Origin of the sequence: Paucibacter sp. TC2R-5, assembly GCF_025717605.1 — a bacterium.
GTDB lineage: Bacteria > Pseudomonadota > Gammaproteobacteria > Burkholderiales > Burkholderiaceae_C > Paucibacter_A > Paucibacter_A albus.
The window spans coordinates 42439-66555 of record NZ_JAJIRQ010000008.1 but is presented as its reverse complement, the minus strand read 5'-3'; the positions used below and the strand labels follow the sequence as shown (position 1 = coordinate 66555).

At 61.2% G+C, this 24117-nt stretch carries 18 protein-coding genes and 2 riboswitches; of the genes, 8 read left to right on the top strand and 10 right to left on the bottom strand.

Annotation, left to right across the window (positions count from 1 at the left end):
* Positions 1-19: 19 nt before the first annotated feature.
* The 3 genes from LNV08_RS17985 (at position 20) to LNV08_RS17975 (ending at position 5300) form a co-directional block, all read left to right on the top strand.
* Positions 20-1189 carry an efflux RND transporter periplasmic adaptor subunit gene (locus LNV08_RS17985; protein WP_263535122.1) on the top strand — a complete coding sequence of 390 codons (1170 nt, stop codon included), beginning with the start codon at positions 20-22 and terminating at the stop codon, positions 1187-1189.
* Between the two features lie 10 nt (positions 1190-1199).
* Positions 1200-4430 carry an efflux RND transporter permease subunit gene (locus LNV08_RS17980; protein ID WP_263535121.1) on the top strand — a complete coding sequence of 1077 codons (3231 nt, stop codon included), beginning with the start codon at positions 1200-1202 and terminating at the stop codon, positions 4428-4430.
* Between the two features lie 189 nt (positions 4431-4619).
* Positions 4620-5300 (top strand): substrate-binding periplasmic protein, encoded by a 681-nt coding sequence (locus LNV08_RS17975; RefSeq protein WP_263535120.1) that lies wholly within the window; start codon positions 4620-4622, stop codon positions 5298-5300.
* A gap of 17 nt (positions 5301-5317) precedes the next feature.
* Here the strand turns inward: LNV08_RS17975 and LNV08_RS17970 are convergent, their stop codons facing one another.
* The 4 genes from LNV08_RS17970 to gcvT all read right to left on the bottom strand — a co-directional run bounded on the left by LNV08_RS17970 (position 5318) and on the right by gcvT (position 11357).
* Positions 5318-6706 (bottom strand): L-serine ammonia-lyase, encoded by a 1389-nt coding sequence (locus LNV08_RS17970; RefSeq protein ID WP_263535119.1) that lies wholly within the window; start codon positions 6704-6706, stop codon positions 5318-5320.
* Positions 6707-6793: 87 nt separating this feature from the next.
* Complete coding sequence (gcvP, locus tag LNV08_RS17965; protein WP_263535118.1) at positions 6794-9691, bottom strand: aminomethyl-transferring glycine dehydrogenase; 2898 nt, start codon at positions 9689-9691, stop codon at positions 6794-6796.
* 108 nt (positions 9692-9799) lie between these two features.
* Positions 9800-10177: a glycine cleavage system protein GcvH gene (gene gcvH, locus LNV08_RS17960; RefSeq protein WP_263535117.1), complete on the bottom strand. Its 378-nt coding sequence runs from the start codon at positions 10175-10177 to the stop codon at positions 9800-9802.
* A gap of 49 nt (positions 10178-10226) precedes the next feature.
* Positions 10227-11357 (bottom strand): glycine cleavage system aminomethyltransferase GcvT, encoded by a 1131-nt coding sequence (gene gcvT, locus LNV08_RS17955; RefSeq protein WP_263535116.1) that lies wholly within the window; start codon positions 11355-11357, stop codon positions 10227-10229.
* A 55-nt stretch (positions 11358-11412) separates the two neighbouring features.
* A riboswitch (glycine riboswitch) is annotated at positions 11413-11522 on the bottom strand.
* Positions 11523-11538: 16 nt separating this feature from the next.
* A riboswitch (glycine riboswitch) is annotated at positions 11539-11642 on the bottom strand.
* A 234-nt stretch (positions 11643-11876) separates the two neighbouring features.
* On the opposite strand from gcvT, the gene LNV08_RS17950 reads away from it, so the two are divergent.
* Positions 11877-13973 carry a hypothetical protein gene (locus LNV08_RS17950; RefSeq protein WP_263535115.1) on the top strand — a complete coding sequence of 699 codons (2097 nt, stop codon included), beginning with the start codon at positions 11877-11879 and terminating at the stop codon, positions 13971-13973.
* A gap of 112 nt (positions 13974-14085) precedes the next feature.
* On the opposite strand, the gene acnB is transcribed toward LNV08_RS17950, so the two are convergent.
* The 6 genes from acnB to LNV08_RS17920 form a co-directional block, all read right to left on the bottom strand.
* Positions 14086-16671, bottom strand: a complete 2586-nt coding sequence (gene acnB, locus LNV08_RS17945; RefSeq protein ID WP_263535114.1) for a bifunctional aconitate hydratase 2/2-methylisocitrate dehydratase — start codon at positions 16669-16671, stop codon at positions 14086-14088.
* A gap of 51 nt (positions 16672-16722) precedes the next feature.
* The gene (locus LNV08_RS17940; RefSeq protein WP_263535113.1) at positions 16723-17145 is read right to left on the bottom strand and encodes a type II toxin-antitoxin system VapC family toxin; all 423 of its coding nucleotides are present in this window, start codon (positions 17143-17145) and stop codon (positions 16723-16725) included.
* An 18-nt stretch (positions 17146-17163) separates the two neighbouring features.
* Positions 17164-17409 (bottom strand): AbrB/MazE/SpoVT family DNA-binding domain-containing protein, encoded by a 246-nt coding sequence (locus LNV08_RS17935; protein ID WP_263535112.1) that lies wholly within the window; start codon positions 17407-17409, stop codon positions 17164-17166.
* A 125-nt stretch (positions 17410-17534) separates the two neighbouring features.
* Entirely contained in the window at positions 17535-18104 is a 570-nt protein-coding gene (locus LNV08_RS17930; protein WP_263535111.1) for a hypothetical protein, read from the bottom strand.
* A gap of 111 nt (positions 18105-18215) precedes the next feature.
* Complete coding sequence (locus tag LNV08_RS17925) at positions 18216-19214, bottom strand: HpcH/HpaI aldolase/citrate lyase family protein (RefSeq protein ID WP_263535110.1); 999 nt, start codon at positions 19212-19214, stop codon at positions 18216-18218.
* 148 nt (positions 19215-19362) lie between these two features.
* Positions 19363-20349, bottom strand: coding sequence for a malate dehydrogenase (locus tag LNV08_RS17920; RefSeq protein WP_263535109.1), 987 nt, complete (start codon positions 20347-20349; stop codon positions 19363-19365).
* A gap of 245 nt (positions 20350-20594) precedes the next feature.
* Here LNV08_RS17920 and LNV08_RS17915 point away from each other — a divergent pair, with 245 nt between their 5' ends.
* The 4 genes from LNV08_RS17915 (at position 20595) to sdhA (ending at position 24093) form a co-directional block, all read left to right on the top strand.
* Positions 20595-21374, top strand: coding sequence for a GntR family transcriptional regulator (locus LNV08_RS17915; protein ID WP_414858764.1), 780 nt, complete (start codon positions 20595-20597; stop codon positions 21372-21374).
* Positions 21375-21471: 97 nt separating this feature from the next.
* A complete protein-coding gene (gene sdhC / locus LNV08_RS17910; RefSeq protein WP_263535107.1) occupies positions 21472-21912 on the top strand; it encodes a succinate dehydrogenase, cytochrome b556 subunit in 441 nt (146 codons plus the stop codon).
* 22 nt (positions 21913-21934) lie between these two features.
* The gene (sdhD, locus tag LNV08_RS17905) at positions 21935-22294 is read left to right on the top strand and encodes a succinate dehydrogenase, hydrophobic membrane anchor protein (RefSeq protein WP_263535106.1); all 360 of its coding nucleotides are present in this window, start codon (positions 21935-21937) and stop codon (positions 22292-22294) included.
* On the top strand, positions 22294-24093 hold the full coding sequence (gene sdhA, locus LNV08_RS17900) for a succinate dehydrogenase flavoprotein subunit (RefSeq protein WP_263535105.1): 1800 nt from the start codon (positions 22294-22296) through the stop codon (positions 24091-24093). Before sdhD ends, sdhA begins: the two co-directional genes overlap by 1 nt.
* The last annotated feature ends 24 nt before the right edge of the window (positions 24094-24117 follow it).

Sequence of the window (24117 nt, the reverse complement as noted above, 5' to 3'; positions counted from 1 at the left end):
AGATGAATAAGGGGACTCCATGCGCAAACAATGGCTTTTCGGCGGTATTACCGCCGCAGTGCTGGTCGGTGGGGCAGTTGCAGTATTTGCCAGCAAGGGCGATCCGGCTGCCAAGCCGACCAAGCCAGGTGAGGACAAGGCGGCGGTGGCGTTGGAGTTTGTGCCGGCCGAGGTGATCAAGCCGACCCTGACCAGCATGCCGGCCTTGATCGAGTTTTCCGGCCCCCTGGTAGCACCCGGCACGGTCATCGTGCGTGCCAAGTCGACCGGCACACTGCTGAACCTGAGCGTCAGCGAAGGCAGCCGCGTCAAGGCCGGCCAAGCCTTGGGCCAGCTGGATCTGGAAGAGCTGCGCTACCGGGTCGCCGAGCGCAGCGCCAGTGTCGAGTCGGCACGCGCGCAGCTGGACCAGGCCGAGCGCCAGTACAAGGCCAATCAAGGCCTGGCCGAGCAGAAGTTCATCGCCTCTACCGCGCTCGACACCTCGCGGGCAAGCCTTGAGACCGCGCGCGCCCAAGTGGCCACATCCAAGGCGCAGCTCGACACCATGCAAGTGACGCTGCGCCAAGCGGCCTTGGTGGCGCCTATCAGCGGCGTCGTATCCAAACGCCATGCGCTGCCGGGTGAGAAGTTGTCGCCCGAGCAGCAGATTTTGAGCATTGTTGACTTGAGCCGCCTGGAGCTGGCCGGCCTGGTTGGCACGCACGAAGTCAGCCGTTTGAAGCCCGGCATGCCGGTGCAAATTCGCGTTGAGGGCTCGGACCGCAATGTCGAGGCGCGCATCAGCCGCATCGCCCCGGCGGCCGAGCCGGGCACGCGCTCGATCGGCGTGACGCTGGAATTGGCCAACCCCAAGGAAGAGTTCCGTGCCGGCCAATATGCGGTCGCCAAGGTGGAGCTGCCCGATGACGCGCAGCGCCTGACCGTGCCGGTGGCTGCTGTCACCAGCAATGCTGGCCAAGACGGCGTTTGGCTGATCGAGAACGGCGCTTTGCTGCGCCGTATCGTCACGACAGGACGCAGCGATGCGCGCGAAGGTCGGGTCGAGGTGCTGCAAGGCCTCAGCCCCGGCTCGCAAGTGCTGGCGGCTCGCTTTGACAATTTGCGCGAAGGCGCCAAGGCCTCGGTGGTGGTGAGCAAGACCAAGGTTGCCGAAGCCACAAAGTCCACCGCCGCCGCGTCGAACTGAGGCCCAGATCATGTGGATGACCAAAGTTTCAATCCAGAACCCGGTCTTCGCGACCATGGTGATGGTGGCGCTGTGCGTGCTGGGTATTTTTTCCTACAGCAAGCTGGGCGTGGAAAACATGCCCGATATCTCCATCCCCGTCGCCTCGGTGGACGTACGCTACCCCGGCGCTTCGCCTGAGGCGGTCGAGCGCGAAGTGGCCAAGCCACTGGAAGAGGCGCTGAACACCATTGCCGGCGTCGAGAAGGTGATGTCGCGCAGTTTCGAGGGCCGTGTGCAAGCGCAGGTCGAGTTTGGCCTCAACACCGATATGGGCCGCGCCATGCAGGAGGTGCGCGACCGCGTCGCCGCCGCTCAGGCCGCCTTTCCTAAAGATGTGAAGACGCCAACCGTGGCGCGCGCGCAGATCGAGGACAACCAGCCCATCGTGCTGGCGGCCTTGATGAGCAAGACGCGGCCGGCGCGCGAGCTGTCGATGATGAGCGAGCTGATCATTGCCAAGCGCCTGGGCCGGGTCGACGGCGTGGCGCGGGTTGATGTCAGCGGCATGGTGCTGCGCGAGGTGCGCATCGATCTGGACCCGCTGCGTCTGCGTGCATATGGCGTGACGCCGGCGGAGATTTCGACCGCCTTGCGCGAAGCCAATACCGATCAACCGGTCGGGCTGATCTCCGACAAGACCGCCGACGCAATCCTGCGCGTTGAAGGCCGGGTCAAAGACCCCAAGCAGTTCGCCAATATCGTCGTCGCCAGGCGCGGCAATCTGGTGCTGACTCTGGGTGATTTGGGAACCCTGGTCGAGCGCGAGCGCGAGCCCGACAGCCTGGCCCGCATCAATGGCGCGCAAGCAGTGACCTTCAGCGTCTTCAAGCAGCAAGACTCCAATATCGTGACCACCGGCGAAGGCGTCAAGGAGGCGATGGAAGAGCTGCGCAAGAACCTGCCCAAGGACGTCGAGCTGAATCTGATCTATGCGTCCAGCGACAACGTCAAGAACTCCTTGGAAGGCCTCAAGCACACGCTGGTCGAAGGCGCTTTGCTGACGGTGGCGATCGTATTTTTGTTCCTGCACAGCTGGCGCTCGACCATCATCACCGGCCTGACGCTGCCAATCGCGGTGATCTCGAGCTTCATCGCCGTGCATGCGCTTGGCTTCACGCTGAACTTCATGACCATGATGGCCTTGAGCCTGTGCATCGGCTTGCTGATCGATGACGCCATCGTGGTGCGCGAGAACATCGTGCGCCATGTCGGCATGGGCAAAGACCACCGCACCGCCGCGTTTGACGGCACCAACGAAATTGGCTTGGCCGTCATGGCCACCACGTTTGCCATCTGCGCGGTGTTTGTGCCCATCGCTTTCATGGGCGGCATCATCGGCAAGTTCTTCTACCCCTTCGGTATCACGGTGGCGGTGGCGGTGCTGGTGAGCTTGTTCGTCAGCTTTACGCTGGACCCCATGCTCAGCTCGATTTGGAAAGACCCACCGAGCACCTATCTGAAACGCGTACCGGTGATCGGCCACCTGATCCGCGCCACCGACCGGGGCATGGACCTTTTGCACATCGCCTATGAGCGCACGATTCGCTGGGCCTTTTCGGGCCGGCGCTACCGCGTGTTTGTGCCGCCGCTGCCGGCCTTTGGTCGCCCGTTTGACGCCGAGGGCCTGCGTGATCGCAGCCAGCCACGCCGCCTGCGTTTTGCCACCATCACGCCGCGCGGCCTGGTGATGTCGATAGGCGTGGCCAGCTTTGTCGTGGCCTTGGGTTTGAGCGCCTTTGTCGGCAGCGAGTTCGCCCCAAAAACCGATGACAGCTTCATCCAGGTCAATCTGCGCATGCCAACGGCCTCCAGCCTGGAGCGCAGCAATACCAAGGTCGCGCAGATCGAAGAGATCTTGTCGCAATACAAGGAAATCAAGACCATCTCGACCAGCGTCGGCGGCACCGGTGAGGGCATGAGTACCGGCCGCAATCAGGCTACCTTGAGCATTGCCCTGGTGGACAAGAAAGACCGCAAGCGCAGCCAGAAGCAGTTGGAAGACGCCTTCCGCGCCGACATCGCCAAGTTGCCCGGCGTGGACGCCAGCGTCGGCGGCGACCGCTCGATCTGGATCACCATCCTGGGCTCCGATCCGACCGTCTTGACCGAGGTCGCCAATGATCTGGTCGCTCGCATCAAGAAGGTACCCGGTGCGGTAGACGTGGAAACCACCGTCAAGCAAGGCTTGCCGGCCTATGCTGTCAAGCTGAAGGATTCGGCCGTGCGTGAGCTGGGCCTGACCGCGCCGCAACTCGCCGCCTCGCTGCGCGCCTATGTCAATGGCGACGTGGCCACCTACTGGACCACGCCGGACGGCAATCAGGTTGAGGTGCTCTTGCGTCTGCCGGTCGAGCAACGTCAGCGGGTTGATCAGATGCTCAAGCTGCCGGTCGCGTTCGCCAAAGATGGCTCGCCGATCTCGCTGGATCAAGTCGCCACGATCGAGTCGGTCTTCAACCCTGAGGTGATCCGGCGTCAGAACCTGCAGCGCCGCGAGGCCGTGTTTGCCGGCACCGAGGGGCGTGCCTCCGGCGATGTCAATGCCGACGTGCAGAAGATGATCAAGTCCATGCAGTTGCCGCCCGGGGTGAGCTTCAATGTGGACGGCGCCGGCAAGCAGCAGGCGGAGGCCTTCAAGGGTCTGCTCGCCGCGATGGGTCTGGCCGTGATCTTCATCTACATCGTGCTGGCCAGTCAGTTCGGCAGCTTTGTGCAGCCGATTGCCATCATGGCCTCGCTGCCCTTGGCCTTGATCGGCGTGATGCTGGCTTTGCTCTTGACCGGCTCTACGTTGAATGTGTTCTCGATGATCGGCCTGGTGATGCTGATGGGCCTGGTCAGCAAGAACGCGATTTTGCTGATCGACTTTGCCAACCAAGCGCGCAAAGGCGGGGCGACCATCCCCGAAGCCTTGCTGCAAGCCGGCCTGGTGCGCATGCGGCCCATCATCATGACGACGGCGGCGATGGTGTTCGGCATGCTGCCGATGGCGCTGGCTTTCAACCAGGGCGGCGAGGTGCAAGCACCGATGGGCCGCGCCATCATCGGCGGTGTCATCACGTCGACGCTGTTGACCTTGATCGTGGTGCCGGTGCTGTACTCCTACCTGGTGCGGGAGCGCAAGCCCAAGCTCAAGTCTGGCGCGGCCGAGAAGGCCTCGCTTGGCGGCTTGACGCTGGCGCCGGGGGGCGATGACTGATTGAGCAAGCGCTGCTTGTGGAAAAGGGGCGCTTCGGCGCCCCTTTCCTTTTGGCGGCCAAGCTCCCGCTGCTATCCTTGGGCTCTCATGACCAAGCAGCTGTCTCTCTGTCAACTTGTTCAACGAGGCCTTGCAATGCTTGGTTTCGCTTTATGCCTGGTATCGTCCTGTGCCGCAAGCTTGCGGCTCTTGAGTGAGGAATTTCCGCCGATCAACTTCACCGAACAAGGCCTGCCGCGTGGCTTGGCTGTGGAGATCGTGCAGGAGATTCAACGCCGCCAAGGGTCAGATTTGGCGATTGAATTCTTGCCCTGGGCAAGAGCCTTTCGAGAGGCGAAGGGCGGGGGCGAGGTCGGGCTGTTTTCGATGGCTCGCACACCAGAGCGGGAAAAACAGTTCAAGTGGGTAGGTCCGATCGTGACCTTTTACAGTTCGATCTATGCACCGGCCCAAAACGGCATGCGGCTACGCAGCATGGAAGATGCCAAGCGAGCCTCGGCGGTGCTGGTTGTGCGCGACTGGTTTACCGCCGAAGAATTGAAAACCTTGGGCTTTCAAAACTTGGTCAGCGTGAGTGAGCCGGTCACCGCGATCAAGATGCTGTTGGCCAAGCGGGCACCTTTCTTTGCGACCGAACGGCTGTCGATGCCTGACATTCTGGCCAAGGCCGGCATTGCGGAGGATTCGCTGGAGATAGTCTACAGCTACGCCAGCTCGGAAGGCTATATCGCTTTTTCGCTTGACACCCCTGATGCGACGGTCAACACGTGGGTCGCGCATTTGCGCGAGATGAAGCGTGACGGCAGCTTTCTCAAAATCTATCGGCGCTGGTTGCCCAAGGACAACCCGCCGATCGGCATCAAACTTTGAACGTTTGAGAGCGGCCGTCAGCACTCGACGATATTCACCGCCAGCCCGCCGCGTGCGGTTTCCTTGTACTTGGTCATCATGTCGGCACCGGTGTCACGCATGGTCTTGATGACCTTGTCCAGGCTGACGAAGTGGGTGCCGTCGCCGCGCAAGGCCATGCGAGCGGCGTTGATCGCCTTGACGGAAGCAATCGCATTGCGCTCGATGCAGGGGATCTGCACCAGGCCGCCGACTGGGTCACAAGTCAGGCCCAGATGGTGTTCCATGCCGATCTCGGCCGCGTTCTCGACCTGCTCAGGCGTGCCGCCCATCACCTGGCAGAGCGCACCGGCTGCCATCGAGCAGGCAACACCGACCTCGCCCTGGCAGCCGACCTCGGCGCCCGAGATCGAGGCGTTTTCCTTGTACAGGATGCCGATGGCTGCGGCGGTTAGCAGGAAATCAATGACGCCTTCTTCATTGGCGCCGTGATAGAAGCGCGTGTAATAGTGCAAGACAGCAGGCACGATGCCGGCCGCACCATTGGTCGGCGCCGTGACCACGCGGCCGCCGGCAGCGTTCTCTTCATTGACGGCCAGCGCGTACAGATTGACCCAGTCCATCACCTGCAGAGGGTCGCGCAAAGCAGCTTCTGGGTTGGCCGTCAGGTCGCGGTGCAGTTGTGCGGCGCGGCGTTTGACCTTGAAGCCGCCCGGCAGCACGCCTTCGGTCTTGCAGCCGCGCACAACGCAGTCCTGCATCGTCTGCCAGATCTTCAGCAGGCCGGCGCGGGTCTCTTCGTCGCTGCGCCAATGGCGCTCATTGCGGCGCATGATCTCGGCGATGCTGATGCCGTGCTCTTTGCAAATCTTCAGCAAATCGTCGCCGCTGTGGAAAGGGTAGGGCAGCACCTGCGAATCGGGCGCGATGACCTTTTGTTTGCTGCCGTCGGCCGCCACCTCGTCGCTGACGATAAAGCCGCCGCCGACGGAGTAATAGGTGCGCTCCTGAATCTCTACCTCGTTCGCGTCATAGGCCACAAAGCGCATTCCGTTGGCATGAAAGGGCAGGCTTTGGCGGCGGAAGAAGACCAGATCCTTGGCCTCGTTGAAGGCAATCGGATGTTCGCCCAGCAGGCTCAAATTGCCGCCTCGTATGCCGTCTAGGTAAAGCGATACTTGCTCGACATCGACGCTGTCCGGCTCATGGCCGGCCAGACCCAAGAGTACCGCTTTGTCGGTGCCGTGGCCCTTGCCGGTCGCACCCAGCGAGCCATACATCTGCGAGACCACGCGGGTGGTTTTGTCCAGCAGTCCTTCGTGGCGCAGGCGCAGCGCGAACAAGCGCGCGGCGCGCATCGGGCCGACCGTGTGCGAGCTCGATGGCCCGATACCGATCTTGAACAAGTCGAAAACTGAGACGGCCATAAGGGGCCTCCATCAAAAAATGTCTGCGAAAAAAAACCGACGGCGCGGCAGTGGTGCGCGCAGTCGGTTCGAGCGGCTAGCGGCTGATCAAGCCTCGTAGTCGCTCATGGGTGGGCAGGAGCAAGACAGATTGCGGTCGCCCCAGACGTTGTCGACGCGGCCGACTGGCACCCAGTACTTCTGGCGGCGCAGCGTGGCGACCGGGTAGGCCGCCTCTTCGCGGCTGTAGCCATGGCTCCATTCAGCCTTCAGCAAGGCCTCGGCCGTGTGCGGCGCGTTGACCAAGGGGTTGTCTTCGCGGCTCCAAGTGCCGTCCGCCACCTTGGCGATCTCGGCTCGGATGGCGAGCATGGCGTCGCAAAAACGATCCAACTCGAATTTGGACTCGCTCTCGGTCGGCTCCACCATCAAGGTGCCGGCCACCGGGAAGGACAGCGTCGGCGCATGGAAGCCGTAGTCGATCAAACGCTTGGCCACATCTTCGGCGCCAACACCGGTCGCATCTTTCAGCGGACGGATGTCCAAAATGCACTCATGCGCAACGCCGCCGCCCTTGAGGCTGGTCACATTGCTGCTGAAGTGAATGTCAAACGCGTCTGCTAGGCGAGCCGCCACATAGTTGGCTGACAGAATCGCGACCTCGGTTGCCGCTTGCAGGCCGTCGGCGCCCATCATCCGGCAATACATCCAGCTGATCGGCAAGACGGCCGCATTGCCCAGCGGGGCAGCCGAAACCGCACCGATTGCAGTCTCGCTGACATAGCCGCCGGAGCGGTGTGTCGGCAGATAAGGCACCAGATCGGCCACCACGCAAACCGGGCCAACGCCCGGGCCGCCGCCGCCATGCGGGATGCAGAAGGTCTTGTGAAGATTCAGGTGCGACACGTCGCCGCCAAACTCGCCGGGCGCTGCCACACCGACCAAGGCGTTCATGTTTGCGCCGTCCACATAGACACGCCCGCCATGGCTCTTCACCAGCGCGCAGATCTCCTTCACATGGGTGTCGAACACACCATAAGTGGAGGGGTAGGTGATCATGATGGCGGCCAGATTGGCACTGTGCTGTTCGCACTTGGCCTTCAGGTCGACCAGATCAATATTGCCTTCCTTGTCGCACTTGGTGACGACGACGGTCATGCCCACCATCTGCGCCGAAGCCGGGTTGGTGCCGTGCGCCGACTCAGGAATCAGGCAGATCTTGCGATGACCTTCATGGCGAGCTTCGTGGAAAGCCTTGATCGCCAACAGGCCAGCGTACTCGCCCTGCGAGCCGGCGTTCGGCTGCAAGGAGATGCCGGCATAGCCGGTGGCTTGGCACAACCAAGCGGTCAGCTGCTCGTTCAGCAGCGCATAACCCTTGAGTTGATCGTGTGGTGCAAACGGGTGAATATTGGCGAACTCCGGCCAGGTGATCGGGATCATCTCGCTGGTGGCGTTCAACTTCATCGTGCACGAACCCAACGGGATCATCGAGCGGTCCAGCGCCAAGTCTTTGTCCGACAGGCCGCGCAAGTAACGCAGCATTTCGGTTTCGGAGTGATAGCGGTTGAAGACCGGATGCGTCAGGTAGGTGCTGCTGCGTTGCAACTCGGCTGGGATCAGGCTGGCGACGCCCTTCTCAAACGCGCTGAAGTCGGCCTTGGCCTTGCCGGCCGAGAACACCTCGAGCAGCGCTTGCAAATCGGCACGGGTGGTGGTTTCGTCCAGCGAGATGCTGACGCTCTCAGGCGAGGCGCGGCGCAGATTCATACCGGCGGCCACCGCAGCGGCGAGGATGCCATCGGTCTTGCCGCCGGTGTTGACGGTCAGCGTATCAAAGGCGCTTGCGTTGGCCAGCGTCCAGCCCAGGCCTTGCAGGCTTTGCGCCAGCACCGCCGTGAAGCTGGCGACGCGCTGAGCGATGCGCTTCAGGCCCACAGGGCCGTGATAAACCGCGTACATGCTGGCGACGACGGCCGGCAACACCTGTGCGGTACAGATGTTGGACGTGGCCTTCTCGCGGCGGATATGTTGCTCGCGCGTCTGCAGCGCCAGGCGGTAGGCCGGCGCGCCATGCGCGTCGATGCTGACGCCTACCAAGCGGCCGGGCAGGCTGCGCTTGTATTCGTCCTTGCAGGCCATATAAGCGGCGTGTGGGCCGCCATTGCCCATGGGCATGCCGAAGCGCTGTGTGTTGCCGACGGCAATGTCGGCGCCCATCTCGGCGGGCGACTTGATCAGCGTCAGAGCCAGCAGGTCCGCGGCGGCAATCAGCAAAGCGCCTTGACCGTGAACCGCATCGGCCGCGGCCTGCAGGCTGCGCACATCGCCTTGCAGGCCAGGGTATTGCAGCAAGGCGGCAAAGCATTCGCTCTTGCCTACGTCGGCGGCCGGGCCCACTTGCACCGTCAAGCCCAGCGGCTTGGCGCGGGTCTGCACCACTTCCAGCGTCTGCGGCAGCACGTCATCGGCGACATAAAACACCTGCGACTTGCTCTTGCCCACGCGCAAGGCGAGCGTCATTGCCTCGGCGGCTGCCGTGGCTTCATCCAGCATCGAGCCGTTGGCGATGGCCATGCCTGTCAGGTCGGTAACCATGGTCTGGAAGTTGACCAGGGCCTCCATGCGACCTTGCGAAATCTCGGCCTGGTAAGGCGTGTAAGCGGTGTACCAGGCGGGGTTCTCAAGGATGTTGCGCAGGATGACGCCGGGGGTCAGGGTGTCGTAATAGCCCTGGCCGATATAGCTCTTCAAGACCTTGTTCTGCGCGGCCATAGCCTTCAACTCGGCCAGCGCCTGCGCTTCCGAGGCGACCGCCGGCAAGTTCATCGCATTGCTGCGCTTGATATTGGCGGGCACCACCGCATCGATCAGCGCACGGCGCGAGGCCGCACCGATCACCGACAGCATGCCGGCTTCATCAGCCGCATCGGGGCCGATATGGCGAGCGTGGAATTCGGCGGCGTTCTCGAGCGCGACCAGGGGCTTGTTAGCAGACATCAACATGGCAAATCCTTGAGGGGCAAGCCGCACTTGTGGTGCCGCCAAGCCCATTTCTTTATTCTCTTCAAGCACCGGTCAGCAGGATGCCGGCCGGCGCGGGCAAGGCAGCGATCAGCTGTTCTTAACCAACTCGTCGTAGGCAGCGCTGTCCATCAAACCGTCGAGTTCGGCGGCATTGCTGAGCTTGACCTTGAAGAACCAGCCGGCCTTCAGCGGGTCGGTGTTGGCCAGCGACGGATCGTCGCGCAGCGCTTCGTTGACCTCGGTGATCTCACCGCTGACGGGCATGTAGACATCAGCCGCCGCCTTGACGGACTCGACCACGCCGGCGACTTCTTTGGAAGCAAAGCTTGTGCCGACCGAAGGCAGATCCACAAACACCACATCGCCCAGCGCGTCTTGCGCGTGTACGGTGATGCCCACGGTGACAACGCCGTCGGCTTCGATCTGGACCCATTCGTGGTCGTGCGTGTACTTGATGTTGCTCATGCTGTGCTCCGTGTATTGATGGAAAAGGGACGAGAAAAATTTAGCGCAATCACCCGCGGAAATAACCGTTAGGTGTGAAAGGCGTGCTGCTGACCGTCATCGGCGTGCGCTTGTCGCGCACGATGGCGAAGACCTCGGTGCCAATGGCCGAATATTCTTTGCTCAGGTAGGCCAAGGCGACCGGTTTACCAACCGTGGGGCCCAGCGTGCCGCTGGTGACAACGCCGACTTCAAGGCCGTCTGCGTTGACCAACTTCGCCCCTTCACGCACCGGCATGCGCTCCGAGCTGACCAGACCGACACGTTTGCGCGCCGCGCCATTGGCGAGTTGGGCGTCCACCACGGCCGCACCGGGGTAACCGCCGGCACGCGCGCCACCGGCGCGGCGAACCTTCTGAATTGCCCAGGTCAGCGAAGCTTCAACCGGGGTGGATTCGGTGTTGATGTCATGGCCGTACAAGCACAGGCCGGCTTCCAGGCGCAGCGAGTCGCGCGCGCCCAAGCCGATAGGCTTGACTTCGGGCTGTGCCAGCAGCTTGCGCGCCAGCAACTCGGCTTGATCACCGGCCACCGAGATCTCGAAACCGTCTTCGCCGGTATAGCCGGATCGGGTCAGGAAGGTCTCAATGCCGTCCAGATTGAAGAAGCCGCCGGTCATGAAGGTCAGCTTGGCAACGTCGGGGTTCAGGCGCGACAGCGCGGTCACCGCCTGCGGGCCTTGCAGCGCCAACAGCGCTTGCTCGGGCAGGGGTAAGACCTGGCACTTGTCACCAATCTTGGCCTGCATGTGGGCGATGTCTTGCACCTTGCAGCCGGCGTTGACGACGACGAACAGGTCGTCCGGGCGGCGCGCGATCATCAAGTCATCCAAGATGCCGCCGGTTTCATTGGTGAACAGCGCGTAGCGCTGCTTGAACAGGCCCAGGTCGATCACGTCCACCGGCACGATGGTTTCCAGAGCGGCGCTGGCGCCGTCGCCCTTGAGCAGCACCTGGCCCATGTGCGAGACGTCAAACAAGCCGGCCGCGGCGCGGGTGTGTTTGTGCTCGGCCATCACGCCCATAGCGTACTGAACCGGCATGTCGTAACCGCCGAAAGGCACCATCTTGGCGCCCAGCTCAATGTGCAAGGCGTGCAGCGGGGTCTTTAGCAAGGGGGTGGAGTTGTCGGAGCTAGACATGGCGGAAATCCTTCGAGGGCAGTCAACTGACCTACTCCAACCAAGGAGTAGGGGGGATGCCCTCGCTGTCCGCTTTACTTGAGAGATTGGCCGCCGGCGTATTGCCCGCAGCTTGCCCCTTCAGTGGACGGGCTCAAAGACCCGTCTCTCTCCAGTGAGGACGCCCGACGTTTTGTGAACGGGCGTTTTATCAGTCCTTTTGCCTGAGCGTTCGCAGCGTGGGATCACCAGTGCCACTGCGCCTTCGGCGGCTCCCGCGAGGGAACTCTCTCCTGACGGGGCGCATTGTAGCCATGGATTGCAAGCTCAACGCGAAGCTTTGGTCAGACGAAGGTGCCAAAACCATCCCTCGTGCAAATTGCCCGCGATTTGCCTGGCTCCACGGTGCTTTGTTCAAAGCTTGTTCTTAATATCCTTGTGGAATCTGGGCTTGAATGCCCAAATGCGCCCGGCTGCGCCCAAATGCGCCAAGGCACCACGGCAAAACTCGCCCAAATTTCAGCCCGGAAAGAAGCCTCCATGAGCTCGACGCCCGATATCCATTTGTGCATTCAGCAGCCCGCTAACTATGTGCATTCGCTGGGTTTCTTGGATCAGGCCCGGTATTTTCGATACCAGTTCCGCCGCCTGGGCGCCAGCGTCAGCATGTCCAAGAATCGCTTGCGCTACGACGCGATCAATTTCGTCTTCGGCGCGCATCTGGGCTTTGAGGCCAGCCAGACCCAAAGCCACGCCTGCGTATTCGTCAACTTGGAACAGTTAGGGGAGGGTGGAGCCACGGTCTCGCCGGAGTACCTGCAACTGCTGGCCAGCAATAGCGTCGTGGACTACCATGCCGGCAATCGCAGCGCCTACGCGGCAATCCCAAACGATATCCCGGTGCTGCCCTTGTGGTTTGCGCCCTACCTGAAGCCAGCGTCCGCCATTCCCCTGGAAGACAGGCCCATTGACTTGCTGTTTTTCGGCAGCATCAATGAGCGCCGGCGCGGCTGGTTGGAGCGCATCGAAGCCCTGGGTCTGAGCGTGGCGGTGTTTGACGGACCGCTGTACGGCCCTGAGCGCGACGAGTTCATCAAGCAGGCCAAGGCCGTGATCAATATGCATTTCTACGAAAGCAGCCGGTTCGAGCAAGCTCGCGTGACGCATTGCATGTCGCTGGGTACGCCCGTGATCTCGGAGCGTGCGGCGCATACCGACGTCCTTCCTCCGTTCGATGAGACAGTGTTCTGGCTGAGGGACGAGGAGCTTGAGTCCTTTTTTCAGCAGCAGTTTGGCAGCGCCACTTTCTTCGAGCGAGCGCGACTTGCTTTGCAGCGCTTCGAGGCGAGCGACCCTGCCAAAGCCTATGCCGATGTGCTGGTCTCGGCTTGCGCAATGACTCAAGCTCATCATCAAGCTCGCCCTGCAGGCGCCTGGTCACCCAACTGCATCAGTCTGGGGGCGGGGGCGGCGTATCGGGCCGGCTGGCTCAACCTCGACGCGCAAGCCTCCAGCGAGCCCGACTGGATGCTTGACCTGTGCGCGCCGCACAACTTCCCGCTCAGCAGCAAGACAGTGCACCAGGGGCAGGTGGAGTTAGCCGAAACTAGCGCAGATGTCATACAGGCCGGGCGGCTGGACCTCGACGAGTGCAAGCTGAAAGCCTTGCTGAGCAACGCTTTGCGCCTATTGCAAGTGGGCGGTGAATTGCATTTGGAGTTGCCCGGCGCATTTGGGCTTGAGCCCGGCTCGTCGCCGGTTGCTCTGCAAGCGCTGCACGAATGCATAGGCCGAGCCTGCAGCGATTTCTTTTGGTCCTTGGACTGGTTCGAACATCGCTTCGAGCTGCTGGGCGCCGAGCCGCTTGATCTTGACGGTAGGCACTGCGAGCCCGAGCAGGCGCGTTATTCTCGCCTGCTGTTGCGCAAGGTCGAGACTTCGCTGCGTGAACGCACAACGGCTCGCACCAAGCAGACCGATCTCCGTCTGCCCAGCGATGATGTCGATGCAGCCCATCGCTTGATCAAACCACAGGCTGGTGCAGCGTCAGGAGCAGGCGAGGCCCGCAAGTTCAAATGGTCGATTCTTGTGCCCACCTTGCCGGCAAGGCGAGAGCTGCGCAAGCGGCTGCTGGATATCTTGGAGCCTCAAGTCGCTCGCTATCCCGATGTGGAGTTGCTGGTGCTGGAGGACAACCGCAGCCGCCAGTATGGCCCCAAGCTACAGGCCATGATTGACATTGCCCAGGGCGAGTATGTCAATTTCGTGGACGACGATGACGTCATTTCTGAGCATTATGTTGACACCATCTACCCGCTGCTTACTGGGGTCGACTGTGTCGGCTTCTCGGCCCGGGTCAGTGTCGAAGGCGGCCCGTTCAAGTCGGTTTTCTACAGCATCAAGAACAAGGTCTGGGTCGACGCGCCGGAAGGCTATTACCGCAATCCGCAACACCTGACCCCGATACGACGGGAGCTGGTCTTGCAAGTACCGTGGGTCGGTCATTACGGGGCCGACCGAACCTGGTCGCACAAAATGGCGAGCAAGGGACTGCTGAAAACCGAGAACGTCACCGACGAAATCCTCTACACCTACTACGCCACGCAAAAAGAAAACCGCGAGGGCGTCTGGCGCTGAGCATCAACTGGTCTGTCCGCTGAATAGAAAAAGGCCCGCGATTTGAACCGCGGGCCCTCTTTGTCATCAAACTGAGCCAAGCCGACGCGATGTCAGCTTAGCTACCCCGTTATCAGCCTTGCACGCCCTTGGCGGTGTCCGAGTACTCCTCGATTTGATCGAAGTTCAGGTACTTGTAAATCTGGCTGCTGTCCTTGTTGATGACACCCATGTCGGCGTGGTACTCGGCCACGGTCGGGATGCGGCCCAACTTGGACGCGATCGCCGACAACTCGGCCGAGGCCAGGTAAACATTGCTGTTCTTGCCCAGGCGGTTCGGGAAGTTGCGGGTGCTGGTGGACACCACTGTGGCACCTTCACGCACCTGTGCCTGGTTGCCCATGCACAAGCTGCAACCGGGCATTTCCATGCGGGCACCAGCCGCGCCGAAGGTGCCGTAATGGCCTTCCTTGGTCAGCTCGGATGCATCCATCTTGGTTGGCGGTGCGACCCACAGCTTAACGGGGATATCGCGACGGCCTTCGAGCAGCTTGGAGGCGGCACGGAAGTGGCCGATATTGGTCATGCAAGAACCGATGAAGACCTCGTCGATCTTGGTGCCGGCCACTTCGCTCAGGAACTTGGCATCGTCCGGATCGTTAGGGCAGCACAGGATGGGTTCCTTGATGTCGGCCAGATCGATCTCGATCACATGAGCGTATTCGGCGTCCTTGTCGGCAGCCATCAGCTGTGGGTTGGCCAACCAGGCTTCGACCGCAGCGATACGGCGCTCCAGCGTGCGCTTGTCCTGATAGCCGTCGGCGATCATGTTCTTCATCAGCACGATATTGCTGGTCAGATATTCCTTGATCGGGGCGGGGTTCAGGTGCACGGTGCAGCCTGCAGCGGAACGCTCGGCGGAGGCATCGCTCAGCTCAAATGCTTGCTCGACCTTGAGGTCCGGCAGGCCTTCGATCTCAAGGATGCGGCCCGAGAATTCATTGATCTTGCCGGCCTTGGCGACGGTCAGCAAACCGGCCTTGATCGCATACAAGGGGATGGCGTGCACCAGGTCGCGCAGCGTGATGCCGGGCTGCATCTGGCCCTTGAAGCGCACCAGCACCGACTCGGGCATGTCCAGCGGCATCACGCCGGTAGCGGCGCCGAAGGCGACCAGACCAGAGCCGGCGGGGAAGGAAATGCCGATCGGGAAACGGGTGTGGCTGTCTCCGCCGGTGCCGACGGTGTCGGGCAGCAGCAGACGGTTCAGCCAGCTGTGAATCACGCCGTCGCCAGGACGCAGCGCCACGCCGCCACGGCTGCTGATGAAGGCGGGCAGTTCGCGGTGGGTCTTGACGTCGACCGGCTTTGGATAGGCCGCGGTGTGGCAGAAGGACTGCATCACCAAATCGGCGCTGAAGCCCAGGCAAGCCAGGTCCTTCAACTCGTCACGGGTCATCGGACCGGTGGTGTCCTGGCTGCCGACCGTCGTCATGCGTGGCTCGCAATAAGTACCGGGACGCACGCCCTGGCCTTCAGGCAGACCGACGGCGCGGCCGACCATCTTCTGCGCAAGCGTGAAGCCGGCCTTGGTTGCGATTGGCGCAGTTGGCAAGCGGAAAGTGGTGGCGGCAGGCAGACCCAGGAAGTCACGTGCCTTGGCTGTCAGCGAGCGGCCGATGATCAAGTTGATGCGGCCACCGGCACGCACTTCGTCGAACAGCACGTCGCTCTTGAGCTTGAAGGAGGCGGCAACTTTTCCGTCCTTCTCGATCTTGCCATCGTAGGGGTAGATGTCGATCACGTCGCCCATATTGAAGGCGCTAACGTCGACCTCGATAGGCAAGGCGCCCGAGTCTTCCTGTGTGTTGAAGAAGATAGGCGCGATCTTGCCACCCAGCGTGACGCCGCCAAAGCGCTTATTCGGCACGAAGGGAATGTCTTCGCCGGTCGCCCAGATGACGCTGTTGGTGGCCGACTTGCGGCTAGATCCGGTGCCGACCACATCGCCGACATAGGCGACCAAATTGCCCTTGGACTTGAGGTCCTCGATGAACTTCATCGGGCCGCGCTTGCCGTCTTCTTCGGGCGTTATGCCGGGGCGGGCGTTCTTCAGCATCGCCAGATAGTGCAGCGGAATGTCCGGGCGGCTCCAAGCGTCCGGGGCAGGGGACAGATCGTCGGTATTGGTCTCGCCGGTGACCTTGAAGACGGTCACGGTGATCTTCTTTGCCACTTCAGGGCGGGTGGTGAACCACTCGGCATTGGCCCAACTCTGCATCACGTCCTTGGCCTGCGCATTGCCGGCCTTGGCTTTTTCAGCGACGTCATGGAAGAAGTCGAACATCAGCAGCGTCTTCTTCAGCGCGGCTGCGGCCGTGGCTGCTACTTCCGTGTCGTCCAGCAGGTCGATCAAAGGCTTGACGTTATAGCCGCCGACCATGGTGCCGAGCAACTCGGTGGCGCGGTTCTTGGAAATCAGACCGACCGCCAAGTCACCGTGGGCCACGGCCGCCAGGAAGCTGGCCTTGACCTTGGCGGCATCATCGACACCGGGCGGAATCCGGTGCGTCAGCAGATCCATCAGGAACTCGCCCTCGCCAGCGGGCGGGGTCTTGATCAACTCGATCAGTTCGGCGGTCTGCTTGGCGTCGAGGGCCAGCGGCGGGATGCCGAGGGCGGCGCGTTCGGCAACATGTTGGCGGTAGGCTTGCAGCATGGTCGTTCTCTCCAGAGCTTGCTATGAGGTTGGATAAGGGACAGGAAAAAATCAGGGCAGGGTCGGCGTGATGACCTTCAGCCCCTTGAAATAGTCGCGAAAAAAACCTTCGTCGCGGGTGAGCAGGGCGTCGCACTGCAGCATGGCATGTGCGCCCACCAAGAAATCAGGAATCGTGCGCTGAGACGCGGCAGAGCTTGGCCCCGCGAGCGCCCGCTGCTTGTACTTGCGTTGCATCTCGCCGGCGCGGATGGCTGCGCGTTGGTCCAGGGCCAAAAAGCGTAGGCCCATTTCCTCCAGCACATCCATCACTTCGGAGCCATGTCCAAGGCCGGCGGTGACTTCGCTCACCACCACGTCACACACCACCACCGGACCGGAGCTCAGCGCCAGTCGAAGGCAAGCTTCGGCCGCGTCGGCGCGGGCGTCATCGCCCAGCAGATCGATCAAAACGGAGGTGTCAACGGCGATCATGGTTGAGCTTTGAGCGCGTCATTCCGAGATCGGGTCGCCGGGAGCGCGGCCGCGCAGATCGCGCATCACATCATCGGAGCTGGTGCCCTCAGGCAGCTTGAAGCGTCCACGCGCCCGAGAGATGGCGTCATCGACATTTTTGCGCAAGATGATGCGCGCACCGTCAAGCTCGACCTTGAGTGTCGAGCCCTTGCTCAAGCCCAATGCGTCACGCACGGCCTTGGGCAGGGTGATTTGGCCGCGTTCGGCAACGGTAGCTTCCATGCTGAACCTCCCGAGGAAGAAAGTATGCATTCATTATACGTACTTAATTCAGCGTACCGCAGCAAGTTTTTACGCCAAAGCAGGGTGGCCCCGGTGAAAGCACTTGCTGCGGGTTTTGCCTTGACTCAGCGTTTGTCTGCAGCCCCGCCCGACAAGGCACTGCTGCCGCCGCTGGGCTTGGGGCTGCTTTCTTCTTGCGCACTGGACAGCGCGGCCGATTGCGCCTCGGAAACCTGTGCGGAATGCATGCAGTAGTCCACCATGCGCTGGCCTACCTTGGTGTTCATCAACATCGACTTCGTCGGAATCTGCAACCACACCACGCCGGCTTTTTTGTCTTCAAGGCGCACCGCGCCTGTCGTAGTCGGTTCCGGGACCATGTTGTAGACCAGTTTGCCGAACTGAAGGCGGAAGCGACCGGGATTTTCGGGATCCGGCGTCACCGTCACCTTGTTCTTGAACTCGCAGTTGGCATCACCGGCATGCACCTGTGGTGCGACGGCGATTTGCTCTTCGTTCAAGGGCGTGTTGTCTACCGGCTCGGCGATAGGCGCTTTTGGAGCCGGCGTTGCTTTGGCTGCTGGGCGGCTCTTGGCTTTGCTGCTGTCTGCAACGGCGGACCAGGCAGGTGCTGACGCCAGCGCCAAGGCGCAGGCAAGGACGGAAGACTTGAATAATGGGCGGATCGTTTGCATGAAAAGATATTTCCGAGGTCGCAATGGTTTGATTGTCGGTGCAGAAGGTGCCCGTTTGATTGGCCTTGAGTCAGCAATTTGTCTCTTGGTGCAACAAGCGGGTCTTTGAGTTCAGGCTGAGCCGAAAAACTCCAGTGCCACTTCAATGGGCAAGGCTTGGCCGGTGCGATGCGCGCGCTCCAGCACATGCCAAAAATAGCGGTAGCTGGCGCGATCATGCAGCACGTCGTGGTGCTGAATCGGGGCCCACGCGGCAGCCATCGCCGCATGGATGATGTCTATGGCCTCGTCGATCTCTGCCACGCTTGGCGCGAAGGCGTCGATGATGGGCTGGATCTGGCTGGGGTGAATGCTCCACATGCGGGTGTAACCGAATTCGCGCGCCGCCCTTGCCGCTGCGGCTTCGATGGCGGCGGCATGTTTGAACTCGGTCACCACGCAATGCGAGGGCGTCTTGGCGAAAGCATGAGCGGCCGCCGCAATTTCAAGCTTGGCTCGCGTCACCAGGGGATGGCTGAACTGGCCTTCGGAGCTCAATGCGTGACGCGGTATCGCTCCGCGATGCGCAGAAACAAAGTCCATCAAACCAAAAGACAGCGACTCGATACGGGGATGGGCGGCAATTTTCTGAACATCGCGCAGAGCGCCATGGGTTTCGATCAGGACATGAACCGGCAAAGGCTTGGCAATGCCATGGCGCTGCAGGCTGGCGTCGATGAACTGGCAAGCTGCTTCCACCTCGGCAGCGCTGCGCGGCTTGGGAACCATCAGATAGGCCAAGCGCTCACCCGCCTTGCCAATCAGGCCATCGACATCAGCCTCGAAGCTAGCACTGCTCAAGGGGTGCACACGTGCGCCGACGCGGCCATGGGCGTTGTTGGCACTGTTGAGCATCTCCGCCACCAGGGAGATATGTTCGGCTTCGCCGCCGATTGGCGCGCCGTCCTCGCAATCCAGTGTGATGTCGAACACCGGCCCCATTTGTGCCTGCAGTTCCAGGCTTTTGCGCATGCGGACCTCAACACCGCAGTAATGATCGACCACCGGCAGCGCGGTGGCGACTTCGCCGTCCTCGAACAGCGCCAATTTAGGATGCAGGGCTTGACTCACAACTTGATTCACGACGTGGCTGACAAAAGGGTGACAAAAGGGTGGCTGAGCGGATCATTTAGAAAAAAAAGGGTTGGCATGTCTTCACGCCAACCCTTAGCTTACTGAGCTTTTTTGCGCGCCTCAACTTCGGGTTGAGGCCAGGGCATCACAGCAGATGCTTGACGCCGTCCTGCTCGCCTTGCAACTCTGCCAGGGTCTTGTTGATGCACTCTTGCGAGAAGGCATCGATCTCCAGACCAGCGACGATCTTGTACTCGCCACCTTCGCAAGTGACCGGGAAGCCGAACATGATTTCCTTGGGGATGCCGTATTCGCCATTCGACGGGATACCCATCGTCACCCACTTGCCATTGGTGCCCAAGGCCCAGTCGCGCATATGGTCGATGGCGGCGTTGGCGGCCGATGCGGCCGAGGACAGGCCACGCGCTTCGATGATGGCAGCGCCACGCTTGCCTACAGTCGGCAAGAAGGTGTCTTTGTTCCAGACCTGGTCGTTGATCATGGCGGCCACCGAAGCGCCGTCAATCGTGGCGAAGCGGTAGTCGGCGTACATGGTTGGCGAGTGGTTGCCCCACACGGCCAGCTTCTCGATCGAAGCGACCGGTTTGCCGGTCTTGGCAGCGATTTGCGATGCAGCGCGGTTATGGTCCAGGCGCAGCATGGCGGTGAAGTTCTTGGCCGGCAGATCCGGTGCCGACTTCATCGCGATATAGGCATTGGTATTGGCAGGGTTGCCGACGACCAGCACCTTGACGTTGCGTGACGCGACAGCGTTCAGTGCCTTGCCTTGCGCGGTGAAGATCTGGCCATTGATGGCCAGCAACTCGGCGCGCTCCATGCCGGCTTTGCGGGGCATCGAGCCCACCAGCAGGGCGTAGTCGGTGTCCTTGAAGGCTGTCATCGGGTCGCTGTGCGCTTCCATGCCGACCAGCAACGGGAATGCACAGTCTTCCAATTCCATCATCACGCCCTTGAGCGCTTTTTGCGGGCCTTCGACAGGAACTTCCAGCAGTTGCAGGATGACGGGCTGGTCCTTGCCCAGCATTTCGCCGGAGGCAATGCGGAACAGCAGGGCGTAGCCGATTTGGCCTGCAGCGCCGGTGACGGCAACGCGAACGGGTTTCTTGCTCATGTGTGATGGCTCCGAGAGTGTTGAAAAAGGGGACAAATTCGGTCTGCCCTTGAGCCTCGCCCAAGGGTGCGCCGCAAGTGTAGGCCAGACTCAGGGCTATCCCCTAGTTCCGACATCGCTGCGACGCTGCTGCTTTTGCGATTATCGCCATTTTTGCGCAAAACCAACTGTCTTATGTCTTATATAAGACGTCAATGGTTTTCTTGTGATCATTCAATGGACAAGCTTCGCCGGCTTGTGCTGCAATGGCAACCATGCCGAGCTCTCCTCGATCAATTGCTGAAGCCCCTGCTCGCTCGGATGCGACGGATTCGCCCTCATTCAGCCCTTTGTATGCCCAAATCAAGGCTCTAATCACTGCCAAGTTGCAGTCAGGGGAATGGAAGGCGGGCGACTTGATCCCCAGTGAGCTGGACCTGGCCAAGCGTTTTGGCGTCAGCCAGGGCACGGTGCGCAAGGCCATCGACGAGATGGCGGCCGAAAATTTACTGGTGCGCCGTCAAGGGCGCGGCACTTTTGTGGCTACCCACGCCGAGCAAAAAGTGCAATACCGTTTTTTGCGCCTGATGCCCGACGAAGGTTCGGAGTCGTTAGAGCGGCAACTGCTGGACTGCCGGCGCCAGCGCGCCACAACAGCAATTGCCCGCGCCTTGCAAATGCGCACCGGGGACGCCATGGTGGAAGTGCGCCGCCTGCTGAGTAGCAAAGGCGTGCCGGTGGTGCTGGACGATATCTGGCTGCCGGGCGATTTATTCAAGGGCCTGACCACCGAGCGCCTGAATCTTCACCGCGGGCCGTTTTACGGTTTGTTTGAGCGTGAGTTCGGCGTGCAGATGATTCGGGCTGAAGAGAAAATTCGGGCCGTTGCGGCCGATGAGGCCTCTGCGGAACTCTTGCAGGTGCCGGTTGGCGCACCGCTGCTCAGCGTTGAGCGACTGTCCTTCACCTATGGCGACAAGGCGGTAGAGTTGCGCCGCGGCTTGTATAGCACCACCTCGCACTTCTATCGCAATGAGCTTAACTAATCCTTTCGCGTTGCGCGGCGGGTACGTCGGGCCAATGGGTCGTGCTGCATTGCAATAAACTGCGCGAGTTTCATTTGATTACAACAAAAGGCTGGGTATGACGAACACCACCAACGGATCAAGGCCCAAACGGCCGGTTTTTACCAATATTCATATCACGCAGATCGTTTCGTATCGCTTGCCGCCGGCCGGCATCGTGTCGATCCTGCACCGGGTCAGCGGCGTGATGATGTTCTTGCTCCTGCCCTTCGTGATCTGGCTGTTTGACAACAGCCTGACCTCGGAGATCTCCTATGAAAGCTTCACCAATGCCTTCGTAGCGGGCATCGGCTTCGTGCCGGCCTGGTTCGTCAAGCTGGTGGTCTTGGGTCTGCTGTGGGCCTATCTGCACCATTTCATCGCCGGTGTGCGGCATCTGTGGATGGATGCCACACACAGCGTCAGCAAGGAGCAGGGGCATAACTCGGCCGTGTTCACCTTGGTCAGCAGCGTGGTCTTGACCGTGTTGCTCGGCGCCAAGTTGTTTGGCTTGTATTGAATAGAACTCGGAGAACACAAGCATGAGTACTTTTGGTTCCAAGCGCATCGTCGTCGGTGCGCATTACGGACTGCGTGATTGGCTGGCTCAGCGCATCACGGCGGTTTTGATGGCCCTGTTCACGGTCGCTTTGCTGGTGCAGTTTTTGATGCCCGGTGAATTGGGTTATGACCATTGGGCGGCGATTTTTTCCCAGCAATGGATGAAGGTTTTGACCTTTGTGACGATCTTGTCGCTGGCGTTCCACGCCTGGGTTGGGGTGCGTGATATCTGGATGGACTATGTGAAGCCGGTCGGTGTGCGCCTGTTCTTGCAGGTGGCCTCCTTGGTGTGGTTGGTGGGATGCGCCGGCTGGGCGATTCAAGTGTTGTGGAGACTGTGATGACGGTGGCAAATAAGTCGATTCCAAAGCGTAAGTTTGATGTGGTCATCGTCGGAGCCGGTGGCTCGGGCATGCGCGCCTCCTTGCAACTGTCCCTGGCGGGCCTGAATGTGGCAGTGCTGTCCAAGGTCTTCCCGACGCGCTCCCACACGGTCGCCGCACAGGGCGGCGTCAGCGCTTCGCTGGGCAATATGAGCGAGGACAACTGGCACTATCACTTCTTCGATACCGTCAAGGGTTCGGACTGGCTGGGTGACCAAGACGCCATCGAATTCATGTGCCGCGAAGCGCCCAAGGTGGTGTACGAGCTTGAGCACTTCGGCATGCCTTTCGACCGCAATGCCGACGGCACGATTTACCAGCGCCCCTTCGGCGGCCACACCGCCAACTACGGTGAAAAGCCGGTGCAGCGCGCTTGCGCTGCAGCCGACCGTACCGGTCACGCGATGCTGCACACGCTGTATCAGCAAAACGTCAAGGCCAAGACCCAGTTCTTCGTCGAGTGGATGGCCTTGGACCTGATCAAGGACGAGGCCGGCGACGTGGTCGGCGTGACCGCGCTGGAAATGGAAACCGGTGAGCTGCACATCATGGAAGCCAAGACCGTGCTGTTGGCCACAGGCGGAGCAGGGCGCATCTTCGCGGCGTCCACCAATGCCTTCATCAACACCGGTGACGGCCTGGGCATGGCGGCGCGCGCCGGCATCCCGCTGGAAGACATGGAGTTCTGGCAGTTCCACCCGACCGGCGTGGCCGGGGCCGGCGTGCTGCTGACCGAAGGCTGCCGTGGCGAAGGCGCGATTTTGCGCAACTGCAATGGCGAGCGCTTCATGGAGCGCTACGCGCCAACCTTGAAGGACTTGGCGCCACGTGACTTCGTCTCACGCTGCATGGACCAGGAGATCAAGGAAGGTCGCGGCTGCGGTCCGAACAAGGACTATATCGAGCTCGATATGACCCACTTGGGCGGCGACACCATCATGAAGCGTCTGCCTTCGGTGTTCGAGATTGGCCACAACTTTGCCAACGTCGACATCACCAAGGAATCGATTCCTGTCGTGCCGACCATCCATTACCAGATGGGCGGCATCCCGACCAATATCTACGGTCAGGTCGTGGTCCCCAAAGATGGCAACCCGAACGCGGTCGTGAACGGCCTGTATGCGGTGGGTGAATGCGCATGCGTGAGCGTGCACGGCGCCAACCGTCTGGGCACCAACTCGCTGCTGGACTTGTTGGTGTTCGGACGTGCGGCCGGCAACCATATCGTTGAGTCGGGCCTGAAGAGCAAGATCCACAAGCCGCTGCCGCAAGATGCGGGGGCCGAGTCGGCCGCTCGTGTGGCGCGTTTGGATGAAAGCGCCGCCGGCGAATACGCGCAGGACGTGGCCAATGATTTGCGCAACGCCATGCAACAGTACGCCGGTGTGTTCCGCACCCAAGCGACGCTGGACGAAGGCGTCGGCAAGATTCTCGCCATCGCCGAGCGCGCCAAGTCCATCACGCTGAAGGACAAGTCCAAAGTCTTCAACACCGCCCGCATCGAAGCGCTGGAGGTCGAGAACCTGATGGAAGCGGCCAAGGCCACCATGATCTCGGCAGCGGCTCGCCGCGAAAGCCGTGGTGCGCACACGGTGGACGACTATGCTGACACCCCTGAGCATCCGAATGGCCGTAACGACGCCGAGTGGATGAAACACACGCTGTGGTATTCGGAAGGCAATCGCCTGGACTACAAACCAGTGAACCTGAAGCCGCTGACGGTGGAATCTATTCCGCCCAAGGTTCGCACGTTCTAACGCGCGATTGCCACAGACAAGAAG